This is a genomic window from Nonomuraea sp. NPDC049504 (assembly GCF_040676845.1).
GTDB lineage: Bacteria > Actinomycetota > Actinomycetes > Streptosporangiales > Streptosporangiaceae > Nonomuraea > Nonomuraea salmonea.
Genome location: NZ_JBFAPT010000004.1, coordinates 170,303 through 183,205 on the forward strand (window position 1 = coordinate 170,303; position 12,903 = coordinate 183,205).

General features: G+C 73.0%; 8 protein-coding genes. 7 read left to right on the forward strand and 1 reads right to left on the reverse strand.

The features are described 5' to 3' along the window. The first annotated feature begins 34 nt into the window (after positions 1-34). Complete coding sequence (locus tag AB0K28_RS09860) at positions 35-1,444, forward strand: N,N-dimethylformamidase beta subunit family domain-containing protein (RefSeq protein WP_345392064.1); 1,410 nt, start codon at positions 35-37, stop codon at positions 1,442-1,444. Here the strand turns inward: AB0K28_RS09860 and AB0K28_RS09865 are convergent. Continuing rightward, a complete protein-coding gene (locus AB0K28_RS09865) occupies positions 1,441-3,123 on the reverse strand; it encodes a carbamoyltransferase C-terminal domain-containing protein (RefSeq protein WP_364367372.1) in 1,683 nt (560 codons plus the stop codon). The two genes, AB0K28_RS09860 and AB0K28_RS09865, sit on opposite strands and share 4 nt — an antisense overlap. Positions 3,124-3,389: 266 nt before the next feature. Between AB0K28_RS09865 and AB0K28_RS09870 the strand changes: the two genes are divergently transcribed. From AB0K28_RS09870 to AB0K28_RS09895, 6 genes are all read left to right on the forward strand, one after another. After that, entirely contained in the window at positions 3,390-4,025 is a 636-nt protein-coding gene (locus tag AB0K28_RS09870; RefSeq protein ID WP_364367375.1) for a GNAT family N-acetyltransferase, read from the forward strand. Between the two features lie 260 nt (positions 4,026-4,285). Continuing rightward, complete coding sequence (locus AB0K28_RS09875; protein ID WP_364367378.1) at positions 4,286-5,143, forward strand: SGNH/GDSL hydrolase family protein; 858 nt, start codon at positions 4,286-4,288, stop codon at positions 5,141-5,143. Between the two features lie 122 nt (positions 5,144-5,265). Then, the gene (locus AB0K28_RS09880; RefSeq protein WP_364367381.1) at positions 5,266-8,589 is read left to right on the forward strand and encodes a BTAD domain-containing putative transcriptional regulator; all 3,324 of its coding nucleotides are present in this window, start codon (positions 5,266-5,268) and stop codon (positions 8,587-8,589) included. Positions 8,590-8,707: 118 nt separating this feature from the next. Beyond that, on the forward strand, positions 8,708-11,233 hold the full coding sequence (locus AB0K28_RS09885) for a glycoside hydrolase family 9 protein (RefSeq protein ID WP_364367384.1): 2,526 nt from the start codon (positions 8,708-8,710) through the stop codon (positions 11,231-11,233). A 278-nt stretch (positions 11,234-11,511) separates the two neighbouring features. Further along, positions 11,512-11,925 carry a hypothetical protein gene (locus AB0K28_RS09890; RefSeq protein WP_364367387.1) on the forward strand — a complete coding sequence of 138 codons (414 nt, stop codon included), beginning with the start codon at positions 11,512-11,514 and terminating at the stop codon, positions 11,923-11,925. A gap of 24 nt (positions 11,926-11,949) precedes the next feature. Then, on the forward strand, positions 11,950-12,894 hold the full coding sequence (locus AB0K28_RS09895) for an ABC transporter substrate-binding protein (protein WP_364367390.1): 945 nt from the start codon (positions 11,950-11,952) through the stop codon (positions 12,892-12,894). Positions 12,895-12,903 lie beyond the last annotated feature (9 nt).

Sequence of the window (12,903 nt, forward strand, 5' to 3'; positions counted from 1 at the left end):
TGACGTGGCCGCGGAACGGTGGAAGACTGGCGAGATGATCAGGGGGTACGCGGAGCAGCCGAGCCCGTACGCGGGCGGCCACATGACGCTGCGGGTCTCGACGGACGCGCCCAGGTTCCGGGTGGAGTTCCACCGGTACGAGACCGGCATGACGCTGACCGACAAGACGCCGTGGCTGCCCGGCGAGCACGCGCCGCCGCACCTGCCCGCGCACGACTGGGGCCGGCCGGGCACGGGGCTGCGCGGCGAGCCGCTGCGGCCATGGTCGGGCTATCCGGTGCGGGCGCCGGCCGAGCCAGGCGTCTATGTGGCGGTGCTGGTGGAGGGCGACGAGAGCGGCTCCGACCGTACCGACCCTGACCGGACGACCCCCGACGGCCGGGAGGACAGGGCGTTGTTCGTGGTCAGGCCCCAACGCCCGGCGGCGCGGATCCTCTACAAGCTGCCGCTGTTCACCTACCACGCCTACAACCTCATCGACGGGCGGCCGTACGATCCTGAGCGGCTGATCGGCCACTGGTGCCTCTACACCATGCCCGACCAGGTCCCCGAGCCCGGAGTGTCACTGCACCGGCCGGGCGGCGGCACCGGGGGCACGCCGTGGGACGTCCACAACTTCGATCCTTACGACCCGACGCCGCGCCAGACGTTCGTGCACTGGGACGCCAGGTTCATCGCCTGGGCCGCCCGCCGGGGCTACGCGGTGGACTACTGCACCGATCTCGACCTGCATCGAGAGGGGGCGGCGCTGCTGGAGCCGTACCGGCTGATGGTGAGCGCGGGGCACGACGAGTACTGGAGCGACGCCATGCGCGCCGCCGTCGCCGAGCACGTCGCGGCCGGGCGGAACGCGGCCTTCTTCGGCGGCAACACCTGCTGGTGGCGGGTCGTCTTCCACGACCCCCTCACCTTCTCCCGCGTCGGCGTCTGGCACGAGGAGGGGCCGCCGGAGAACGAGCTGATCGGCGTCAGCTTCCGCAACGGCGGCGAGCGCGACCGCGACGATCATCCGGAGCCGGTCGGCTATCGGGTGCAGCACGCGGATCACTGGGTCTACGAAGGCACCGGGCTGCGCGACGGCGACGTGTTCGGGCTGGCCGAGAACCTCGTGGGCTACGAGTGTGACGGCGCCGACTTCGACCGGGCGGCGGCGCCGCCGTACGCGCCCACCGGCGCCGACGGCACGCCCGCCGGGTTCACCATCCTCGCGGTGGGCGACGCCAGGGCGAGCGGGTGGGGCTTCGGCAACGGCGCCGCCACGATGGGCCTCTACGAGGCCGCCGCACCGGCCACACGGCCCCAGGCGCCCGGCGCCCCGGCCACACGGCCCCACGCGCGCGGCGGCATCGTGTTCAACGCCGCCACCACCGACTGGCCGCGCGGCCTGGCCACCTGCGCGGCGGTCGAGCGCATCACGGCGAACGTGCTCGACCGCCTCTCCTAGGCGCCGGGCAGCCGCGGCTCCTCGTGCCTGCGGATGAGGTACGGCGGCAGCGCCAGGGCGTGCATGCCGGTCGTGCGCAGGGTCTCGATCGAGTGCTCCGGCGTCTCGGTCAGCGGCTCGCCCGGGCCGTTGAGCGAGGTGTTGATCAGCACAGGAACACCGGTGAGCGCGTGCCACCTGGTCAGCAGGGCGTGCAGGAAGGGCGTGGTGGCGCGTTCCACGGTCTGCAGGCGGGCGGTGCCGTCCACGTGGGTGATGCCGGGCAGCCTGTCGCGGTAGGCGGGGCGGACGGCGACGGCGTACTGCATGAACGGGGCGGGGCGGTCCACCTCGAAGACACGTCCTGCGTGCTCGGCGAGCACCAGCGGCGCCAGCGGGCGGAACCACTCGCGGCCCTTGACCTCGAAGTTGATGTAGTCCTGCAGGTCGGGGCTGCGCGGGTCGCCGAGGATGCTGCGGTTGCCGAGCGCCCTCGGGCCGGACTCGCCGCGGCCCTGGTGCAGGCCCACCACCCGGCCGCTCGCCAGCAGCCCGGCCAGCTCGCCGGCCAGGTCGTCGGGCCGCTCGGCGTACAGTCCCGCGGGCAGGCCGCGCACGGCCGCCTCGATCGCGCTCTCGTCCGGGTCGGGGCCGAGGAAGTCGTCCGTCCACCGCCACCGGCTCTCGACGCCCAGGCAGGCGATCAGCCCGTAGAGCGCGCAGCCGATCGCCGTGCCGCCGTCGTGCGGGCTGGGCGGGATGAACAGCTCGCGGAACGGCGACTCGCGGATGAGCCGGCCGTTGGCCGAGCAGTTGAGCGCGGTGCCGCCGGCGAAGGCCAGCGCGTCGAGGCCGGTCCTGTCGTGCAGCCAGGCGACGACCTGGGTCAGCGCCCGCTCGAAGGCGCGCTGGCCGGCGGCGGCCAGGTTCGCGGCGCGGCGGAACTCCTCGCCGCCCGGCTCGTAGAGGTAGGCGTCACGGTCGGCGAAGAGCTCCACCCAGGCGGGCGGGATGTGCACTTCGTGGCCGCGTACGTCGAGGTCGGGCAGGCCGAGCGCATCGGGGTCGCCGAACGGGGCCAGCCCCATGACCTTGCCCTCGTTGCCCTCGCCCTCGGGCCACAGCATCTTGGTCAGCAGCGCGTAGAAGCAGCCGAGTCCGGCCGGCCGCGTCCAGTCGCCGTCCCAGAGCTGCTTGGCCAGGCACTCGATGCGGCCACCACGTGAGCACCGGTAGAAGGAGGCGACCTCCAGCAGGTCGCCTCCTGCGTCCCGCGGCAGCTCGACCTGCTCGGTGAAATCCCTGACGTGGCTGCCCTGCGCGTCGATCACGAGCCCGGCCGCCTCGTCGAACGGCGAGGGGTAGAACGCGCTGTAGAGGTGGCTGAGGTGGTGGGAGACCAGGACGATCTGCGCGTTCTCCTTGAGCCCGAGCGTCTCGCGCACCTCCTCCTGGTACGCGCCGGAGTGCTCGATCTCGGTGTCCGACGAGTACCCCTCGACCACGAGGTCGATCGGCTCCTTGAGGAGCGGCATGGCGGGCAGGTAGCGGTCGGGCAGGTCGCCGAGGCGGCCCCAGTGGTGCTTTCTTCGGCTGATCCGCTCCTTCTGCAGGCTGTACATGCCCGACTCGCCCACGGCGACGGCAATGGAACCATCCTGGGTGCGATTTATACCGACAACAATGGGAAAGTCCGCCATGTTGCTGCCTCCTGATCGTGATCACGGGCACCGATACCCCAGGCCAGAACAAGTGGATCTCCCAACCGCGTAAGGGACACGTCAGCTCTTAGCGGCCGAGCACGTCACGTGCCGGTCGGCGGGGGTGTGAGCAGGCTTTCCTCTCCGATTTCGGAAGCACAGCGGGCGGCTGGGTGTTTACGCTCCCATAGGGATGGGCGCCTTCGGCGACCACCTCTCAGAGACCCTCCAGGCACCGCACCACTGACGAGAGGAGACCTGGAGCAATGAGAGAGACCATCGAGACCTGGCCGGTCAGCGACAGAGGCGCCGGGCAGGAGATGTCCTTCCGGCCCGGCATCCGCACCGCCACACCCGCCGACGCCGCGAGGGCGGCCGAGCTGATCGCCACCGCGTTCGCCGGGCTGCGGTCCGTCGCCTACCTGGTGCCCGAACGCAGGCGGCGGCACCGGGTGCTGGCCGACAGCTTCCTGATCGTCGTCGAGCACGCCATCGAGCACGGCGCGGTGCACCTCATCGACGACGAGGCGGCGGCCGTGTGGATCCCGTACACCGAGGGCACGTCCCAACCAGCCGACTACGACCGGCGGCTGGGCGAGGCCACCGGCGAGTTCGCCGACCGGTTCCGGCTGCGTGACGAGCTGTTCCGCCGGCACCACCCCACGGAGCCGCACCACTACCTGGCCTGTCTCGCCGTCCACCCCGACTGCCAGGACCAGGGGCTCGGCACGGCCCTGCTGCGCCACCAGCACGCGCGGCTCGGCGGGCTGCCCGTCTACCTGGAGGCCAGCGACCCGCGCAACCGCGACCTGTACGCCCGCCACGGTTACGAGGCCCGCGAGCCGTTCGCACTGCCCGACGGCGCGCTGTTCTGGCCGATGTGGCGCCCCGGCACGCCCTGATGGGACGGCCTCGGCAGGCCCTGACGTGACGGCCCGGGCACGCCCCGGCGTGACGGCCCCGGAACGGCGCTGACCCGCACCCGCTCTGAGCAGCGTTCGGCGGGCGCTGATTCATACCGCCTCAGCATCACTCCCTCCGCGCGGTTCACAGACCGGCGGACGTGGCTCATCGTGTGGGTGATCGCCCCACGTCCCCGGCCAGCACCCCCCGGCCGGTCGTGGCTGCCCGCACCCCGCACACCCTGCCGGAGGGAGTCCCCATGGTCCGACGGATGCTCGTCGTGCTCGCCGCGGCCTTACTCGTCCTGAGCCTCGCGCCGCCCGCGCAGGCCGCCCAGGGAGAGGTGTACGTCGCACTCGGCGACTCGGCCGCCTCAGGACCGCTCATCCCGAACCAGATCGGCCCCGACTACGGCTGCTGGCGCTCCGACCGCAACTACGCCCACCTGACCGCCCAGGCCATCGGCGCGAGCGTCCTGCGTGACCGAACCTGCTCAGGCGCCGAGACCGACGACCTCTACAACTCCCAGAGCACCGACCTCGGCGACGTGCCGCCCCAGCTCGACGCCGTCGGCCCCGACACGACCCTGGTCACCGTGCAGATCGGCGCCAACGACCTCGGCCTGACCGACTTCATCGAAGACTGCCTCAACCTGCTGCCCCCGCCCGTCGGCGACGCCTGCAACGACGACTACATGGTGGGCGGCCAGGACAAGTGGCGGGTCGGAACCGACGCGTTACGGCCCCGCCTGCTCACCCTGGTCTCCGACATCCGCGCCCGCGCTCCGCAGGCGCGGATCTTCATGGTGGGCTACGCCACGTACGCGCCGCCGAACGGCTGCTACCCGCGCGTCCCCATCATCCGCGCGGACGCCAACTACATCAGGGCCACGCTGATGTACTTCAACCAGATGCTCGCCGAGCAGGCCGCCGCGGCCGGGGTCGGCTTCATCGACCTGCAGACGCCGAGCGCCGACCACTCCCCGTGCGCCTCGTCCGGCCAGCGGTGGATCGAGCCGTACGTGCCCACGTCCCCCGCCGTGCCCTTCCATCCCAACGCGCGCGGCATGCGCGGCTTCGCCACCGCCGTCACCGCCGCCGTCACCTCCGTCCTGTGACCGCGGGCCGGCCCCGCCACCGTTCGCGGCGGGGCCGGTCAGCAGGTGAGTGCCCTAAGGCACAGGCTGGATGTAACGTTTTGCACAGTCCGGACGGCCTCGGCGTGCTTACCCTCCGCGGTATGAGGGAGTCGCTGTCCGTGCTGCTGCTCGGCTCGCCCCGGCTCGCCGCCGCGGGCGCTCCGCTGGGCGTGCGCTCCGCCAAGGCGCGGGCCCTGCTCTGCTACCTCGCCACCGCGCAGGCGCCCCGGCCGCGCGCCGAGCTGGCCACGCTGCTGTGGGGCGAACGGCCCGACGCCAACGCCCGCGGCAGCCTCCGCCTCGCCCTGTCCGAGCTGCGCAGAGAGGTGGGCGGCTGGCTGGACGTCACCCGCGAGCACGTCTGCCTCCCCGCCGCCGAGGGCTGCTTCGTCGACCGGCACCAGCTCGCCGGTGCTCCTCCGATCGCCGAGGTGCTGCGGTTGTGGCGAGGTGACTTCATGGACGGGGTGTCCTTCTGCGACGCCCCCGCCTTCGGTGACTGGCTGGCCGCCGAGCGTTCCCGGGTCCGGCTGCTGCTGCGCGAGGTGCTGCTGCGTTCGGCGGGCTCCTCGCCGTGCGCGCAGGTGGCGCGGCTGGCGTCCGTCGTGACGGGGCTGGATCCATACGACGAGGAGGCGTACCGGGTGCTCATGACCGCGCTCGCCCGCGCGGGCAACCGAGCCGCCGCCCTGGCCCGCTACGACGAGTTACGCCACCGCCTCACCGCCGACCTCGGCGTGGACCCCGCCCCGGAGACCCGGGCCCTCAGAAGAGAGCTGACCGGTCCCAGCCTCGTCCCGGAGCCCCGGCGGGCGCGCGGACTTCCGTCAGGAAAGCGCCGGCCGGGCACCTTACCCGTCCCCTCGACCGAACTGATCGGACGCGAGGCGGACGTCCGCCGATTATCCGCCCTGCTCGACCGCGAACGCCTGGTCGTCCTCCTGGGACCGGGCGGCATCGGCAAAACCCGCCTCGCCATCGCCGCCGCCGCCCAGTGTCGCGAGCCGGCGGAGGCAGCGCGGGGAGAGGCGGCGCGGGGAGAGGCGGGGCGGGCGGAGGCGGTGTTCGTGGGGTTCGCCGGGGTGCGGGGGGAGGCGGCGGTCACGACGTTGGCGCGGGGTCTCGGGGTGGATCTCTCGCCCTCCCGCCCGGCGCTCGATCTGCTGCTCGCCGCCCTGTCAGGACGGCAGCGGCCGCTCCTGCTGGTGCTCGACAACCTTGAGCAGCTGCCCGCCTTCGACGCGGTGATCGGCCGAATCCTGGAGGCCGCTCCGGCCGTGCGGGTCCTGGTCACCAGCAGGCGGCGGCCCGAGCTGCCGGGGCAGACGGCGATCACCGTACGGGAGCTGGCGGCGGACGCGGCGGAGGCGCTGTTCGCCGCCCGCGCGCGGGCCGCGCAGCCCGCGTTCGACCCGGAGCGGGAGGCGGCGCGGGTGGCCGCGATCTGCGCCGCCACCGGCGGTCTGCCGCTGGCCATCGAGCTGGCGGCCGGCCTGCTGCGGGCCGTGCCCTGCGCGGAGCTGGCCCGGCTGCTGGGCGCCGGCCTCGGCCTGCTCTCCGTGGCCGGCCCCGCCGCCCGTCCCCGGCACGCCTGCATGCGGACGGTGTTCGAGACGTCGTGGCGGCTGCTGGATCAGGAGGGGCAGGCGGCGCTCGCGGCGCTGTCGGTGTTCGGCGGCGGGTGCACGCTGGAAGCGGCCGTCGAGGTCGCCACGACCACCCCGGACGTCCTGGTACGCCTGGTCGACCACAGCATGCTCCGGCTCACCCCCTCGGGCAGGTACGCCGTCCACCCCCTGATCAGGCAGTACACCGCCGCCCACCTGACCCCCGCGGAACGCCGCGCCGCCCGCCGCCGCCACGCCGCGTACTTCGGCCGTCTCCTCGAAACCCACGCCACCGCCCTCCAGAACGCCGCCGACACCGAGGTCACCCGCCTGCTGGCCCCCGAACTCGACAACGTCAGAGCCGCCTGGGCCACGTCGGGCCGCCCCCGCTTCCTGGAGCTGTACTGGACGTTGTGCCTGCGCCTGCACCTGTACGAGGAGTCGGCGGCCGTCGTGCGCCGGCACCTGGCGCGTACCGACGAGGAGCCCAGGCTGCGGGCCAGGCACCTGTGGATGGCCGGCACCAGCGAACACCACCTGGCCCGCGAACGCGAGGCCACCTGCCTGGCGAGAACGGCCCTCGCCACGCTGGGCGAGCCCCTGCCCGAGTCCAGAGCGGGCCTCCTCATCGCGACCGCGACCGCCGCCCTGTCCACCGCCCTGTCCAAGGCCCCGTCCACCACCCTGTCCGCCGCCGCCCGCCGGCTCCTTCCCGAAGTGGGGCGCAGGTCGCACGGCGCGGAGGCGGCGCAGGCGCTGACGATGCTGGCCAGACTGGCCTACCACCAGCAGGACGTGCTCACCATGCTGGCCGCCTCCCTGCGCCAGCTCAAGGCCGCCGACCGGTCGGGCGACGCCGCGCTGCGGGCGGAGGCGTACGCGAACGCCGCCACCATCGCCCGCCTCGCCGGTCTCCGCCGCACGGCCGACCGCTACGGGACCATGGCCGATCACGCCCTGGCCGCCGTCACCCACCCCGCGGAGCCCGCCCACCGCACCCACCTGGCCCGCGGCATCGACCACCTGCACGCGGGCGCCTTCGAAGCGGCCATGCGCTCGTTCACGACGTGCCGGGCAGGGACCCTCGCGCCCCGCGTGGCAGAGAACTGCGCGGGCATGCTCGCGGAGACCGCCCTCTGGCAGGGCCGCTTCGAGGAGGCCGCGGACCTGTTCGCCGCCACGGCGGAACAGGCGGCCGGGCGGGTGGGCGACGACATCGGCCGCCACTGGTGCTTGGTGGGCCGGGCAGAGGCCCTGCTCAGGCTGGACGGCCTCACCGCAGCCGACATCGGCGACGTGCTGGCGGCGGCCCGCGCCTCCCACGACCGCCGCCGCACCCACGCCAAGGAGCTGGGCCTGCACGACGGCCCCACCATGACCACCATCCAGGAGATGCGCCTGCTGACCGCCACCGCCCGCCTCACCGGCGAGCCGGAGCGCCGGGTGGTGGGTGAGGCGCTGGAGATGGCGGAGCGGCTGCCCTCGGCGCAGCGGGGGATGCTGGAGTGCTGGGCAGGGCTGGCCGAGCTGCTGTGGGCGATGGATCCGTGGCCGGACCCGGCCGTCGCGCGGCGGCTGCACCGGCATCTCATCCGGTTCGTCCGCCGCAACCCGGGTGCGGCGGCCCGGGTGGGGTGGGCGCGGGCGCTCGTCCTGGCGGTCGCCGGGAGGCGGGGTGCGGCTCGGCGGGCGGCGGAGGAGGCCGTGCGGGTGGCGGCGCGGCTGGACGCCCCCTATGACCGCGTACGGGCGGAGGCCGTCGTGGCCTGCCTCGCCTACCCCGGCTCGATGAAAGTTTCATCACTTTGGCAGCGGTGATCGTGAGGTGCCGCCGCCGGACGAGGTCGGAGCAGGACGGGGACCGTTGACGGGGAGGCGGTGGGCAAGGAGGATCGGGGCGTTCTGTGGGAGCGCTCCCAAAACCTAAGGAACCTCCATGAAGAGATACCGGGCCGCCTTACTGGCCCTCATCACCACGCTCGCCTTATCCCCCGTCCCCGCCGCGGCGGCGGACGAAGGCCCCGAGCAGATCGTGAACGGTACCTTCGACACCGGCACCGCCCCCTGGTGGGGCACGGCGAACATCACGCTGGCGGTGGAAGACGGCCGTCTGTGCGCCGACATCCCCGGCGGCACCGCCAACCCCTGGGACGTCATCATCGGCCAGGACAACCTCCCCCTGGTGGCGGGCGAGACCTACGCCTACAGGTTCTACGCCTCAGGCACCCCGGCCAAGGTCGGCAAGGCGCTGATCCAGCTCCCGGTGGACCCCTGGACGCAGTACTTCGCCGCCAACCCCGAGCTGAGCGTCTCGGGCAACGACTACGCGTACACGTTCACCGCCCCCGTGTCGCTGACGAACGCGCAGGCCGTCTTCCAGCTGGGAGGCAGCGCCGAACCCTGGAGATTCTGCATGGACGACGTGTCGCTCAAGGGCGGGGCGGAGCCGGAGGTGTACGAGCCCGACACCGGCCCGCGGGTGCGCGTCAACATGGTCGGCTACCTCCCGGCGGGCCCGAAGAAGGCGACGCTGGTGACGTCCGAGACGAGCACCCTGGAGTGGGAGCTGAAGAACGCGGACGGCAAGACGGTGGCGCGCGGCAGCACCGTCCCCAGGGGTGTGGACGACAGCTCCGGCCAGAACGTGCACACGATCGACTTCGGCGCCCACCGCAAGCCGGGCACCGGCTACACGCTGACGGCGGACGGCGAGACGAGCCGCCCGTTCGACATCGAGGAAGACCTCTATGACGAGCTGCCGACGGACGCGCTGAAGTTCTACTACCCGCAGCGCAGCGGCATCGAGATCCTCGACAGCCTCAGGCCCGGCTACGGCCGCCCCGCCGGCCACGTTGGCGTCGCGCCGAACCAGGGTGACGTGGAGGTGCCCTGCCAGCCCGGCGTCTGCGACTACACGCTGAACGTCAAGGGCGGCTGGTACGACGCGGGCGACCACGGCAAGTACGTCGTCAACGGCGGCATCTCGGTCCACCAGCTGATGTCGACGTACGAGCGGGACAAGGCCGCCTTCCGCGACGGCCGGCTGAACATCCCGGAGAGCGGCAACGGCCGCCCCGACATCCTGGACGAGGCCCGCTGGGAGCAGGAGTTCCTGCTGAGCATGCAGGTGCCGGACGGTGAGCCGCTTGCGGGCATGGCGCACCACAAGATCCACGACCAGGCGTGGACGGGCCTGCCGCTGCTGCCGCACCTGGACCCGCAGCCGCGCGAGCTGCACCCGCCGTCCACCGCAGCCACGCTGAACCTGGCCGCGACCGCGGCGCAGGCGGCCCGGCTGTTCGCGCCGTACGACGCGGCGTTCGCGGCGAAGAACCTGGCGGCGGCGCGCAAGGCGTGGGCGGCGGCCAAGGCGAACCCGGAGAAGTACGCCGACCCGAACGACGGCGTCGGCGGCGGCGCGTACAGCGACGGCAATGTCAGCGACGAGTTCTACTGGGCGGCGGCCGAGCTGTTCATCACGACGGGCGAGAAGGAGTTCAAGGACTTCGTGCTCGCCTCGCCGCACCACACGGGCGACGTCTGGCGCGATCGCGGCTTCGACTGGGGCAACACCGCCCAGCTCGGCCGCCTGGAGCTGGCGACCGTGCCGAACGCGCTGCCGGACCGCGCCAGGGTGCGGCAGTCGGTGGTGCAGGGAGCCGAGAAGTATCTGGCGATCCAGCAGGCGCACCCGTACGGCATCCCGTACGACGTGCCCGACTACGACTGGGGCTCCAACAACCTGGTGCTCAACAACCTGGTCGTGCTGGCCACCGCGTACGACCTGACGGGCAAGGAGAAGTACCGGGCGGCGGTCAGGGAGGGCATGGACTACATCCTCGGCCGCAACGCGCTCAACCAGTCGTACGTGACCGGCTACGGCGAGGTCGCCTCGAAGAACCAGCACAGCCGCTGGTACGCCCGCCAGCTCAACCCCGAGCTGCCCAACCCGCCGCGCGGCACGCTGGCCGGCGGCCCGAACTCGGCCATCCAGGACCCGGTCGCGCAGCGCCTGCTGCAGGGCTGCAAGCCGCAGTTCTGCTACATCGACGACATCGAGTCGTGGGCGACGAACGAGCTGACCATCAACTGGAACTCGCCGCTGGCCTGGGTCTCGGCGTTCCTGGCCGATCGGGGCGAGCGCTCGGACTGCAAGGTGCGCTACTCGGCGCACGGCTCGTGGCCGGGCGGGTTCACCACGCAGGTCGTGATCGAGAACATCGGCAAGAAGGCGGTGGACGGCTGGCAGTTGCGCTGGTCGTTCCTGGCCGGTCAGCAGGTCGGGCACTCCTGGGGGGCCGAGGTCTCGCAGGACGGCTCGGTGGTGACGGCCAAGGGCACCGGCTGGAACGACCGGATCAAGCCGGGCGGGGCGGTGACGTTCGGCTTCAACGGCACCAACCCGTCGGGGCCGAACCCGGCGCCCGAGGTGTTCCACGTGAACGGGGCCCGCTGCGGGTGAACCTCCCCCAGTAGGTTCGCCCGGATTTAGGTAGTTACGTCCTCGGACGGCGCGAAGACCACTACGCTGCCGGACGGAGCCGGAACCGGTCGCCCCTCGCGACCGGACCGGCTTCGCGGGGACGGGCCCTGGCGGCGCCGTAGCGTCTCGGCCCCGGTCACCGGGCCGGGTGTACGCACCCGACCGGCATGTCTGGGGGCGGGCGCCGGCGCACGGCCATCGCCAGGGCCCTCATGTTCCGCGTGAGCCGATCCGGCCTCGCGTACGTGAGAAGGGGCATGAGGTTCTCCCGGATCGCGCTCGTTCCCCTGTTGCTCCTGCTGCCTGCCACGTCCGTGCCACCCGCCCACGCTCTCAGCAAGAAGGTGCTGGTGGAGCTGCGTAAGGAAGGCGGCTTCGCGGGGCTGCTCGACCGCGTGACCGTGTACGCCAACGGCTGCGCGCGCTTCGACCGGCGCGGGGGCCCGGCCGTCGACAAGTGCCTGACCGCCAAGGAGCGCCGCCGGTTGCGGACCCACCTCGGGAAGCTGCGGCTCGGCAGGTCGGAGGCCAGGCCGCAGGGCGCCGACTTCCTCAAGTACACACTGGTGTACGACCGGCACCGCGTCAGCCGCTACTCTTTGCCAGCGACCTGGAAGCCCGTGGTGGGCGACCTGGAGCGGGCGATGGAAAAGTACTGGGCGCCTGACTGAGCCGGTCGCGGGCAGGAGAACGGCGTGCTCAGCATCGGGGTCCCGCTCTCGCTGTCCGGCCGGTACGCCCGGTTCGGCGGCCTGGCCGCGCGCGGCCTCGACGCCTGGCGGTCGCTCACGGACGGCGTGGAGCTGGTGGTCGAGGACGACCAGAGCGACCCCGAGATGGTCGAGCGCGTGCTGCGCGACCTGGCGGGACGCTGCGACCTGCTGCTGGGGCCGTACTCCGCCGAGCTCGCCCGCCGGGCCGGCCGGGTCGCCGTGGAGCAGGGGCTCCTGCTGTGGAACCACGGAGGCTCCGGCGGCCCCGCCTTCCCCGGTCACATGGTCCCCGTCCTCACCCCGGCGAGCCGGTACGCCGAGCCGTTCGTCCGGCACCTCGTACGCGGCGGCGACTCGCGCCCGCTCTGGATCGTCCAGGGCACCGGCCGTTTCGCCCGCGAGGTCGCGCTGGGCGCGGAGCGGCGGGCGAGGATCGCGGGCCTGCCGGTGACCAGGCAGCGGCCGCGCGACCCGTCGTGGCACCTGTTCAGCGCGGGCTCGTTCGACGAGGACGTCACCACGGTGACGCACACGAAGGTGCCAGGCGCGGTGTGCGCGGTGGCGGCGGGCGTGCGCGCGTTCGGCGAGTCCGTACCCGATCCGCGCGGCGTCTACGGCGTCGGCCAGTGGTTCCCCGGCAGCGGCGCCGAGGCGGCGATCGGCTGCGCGGAGGCGGACTTCGTCGCCGCGTACGGCGGGCCGCCCGACTATCCCGCCGTCCAGGCCGCGGCGGCGGCGATCCTCGCCGTCCACTGCGCGGAGCTGGCAGGCGGCACCGCGCCCGATGACCTGTGGCGGGCCGCCGCGCAGCTGCGGACCACCACCCTGTACGGCGCCTTCGCCCTCGACCCCGGCACCGGCGTGCAGACCGGTCACCGGACGGTGCTCACCCGCTGGGAGCCCGGCGGCCCGGTCAGTTACGAGTAAAGCTCTCCA

Coding starts and splice junctions, on each gene's coding strand:
- AB0K28_RS09890 (WP_364367387.1), top strand. CDS start 11,512: ATGAGGTTCTCCCGGATCGCGCTCGTTCCCCTGTTGCTCCTGCTGCCT.
- AB0K28_RS09865 (WP_364367372.1), bottom strand. CDS start 3,123: ATGGCGGACTTTCCCATTGTTGTCGGTATAAATCGCACCCAGGATGGT.
- AB0K28_RS09870 (WP_364367375.1), top strand. CDS start 3,390: ATGAGAGAGACCATCGAGACCTGGCCGGTCAGCGACAGAGGCGCCGGG.
- AB0K28_RS09860 (WP_345392064.1), top strand. CDS start 35: ATGATCAGGGGGTACGCGGAGCAGCCGAGCCCGTACGCGGGCGGCCAC.
- AB0K28_RS09885 (WP_364367384.1), top strand. CDS start 8,708: ATGAAGAGATACCGGGCCGCCTTACTGGCCCTCATCACCACGCTCGCC.
- AB0K28_RS09880 (WP_364367381.1), top strand. CDS start 5,266: ATGAGGGAGTCGCTGTCCGTGCTGCTGCTCGGCTCGCCCCGGCTCGCC.
- AB0K28_RS09875 (WP_364367378.1), top strand. CDS start 4,286: ATGGTCCGACGGATGCTCGTCGTGCTCGCCGCGGCCTTACTCGTCCTG.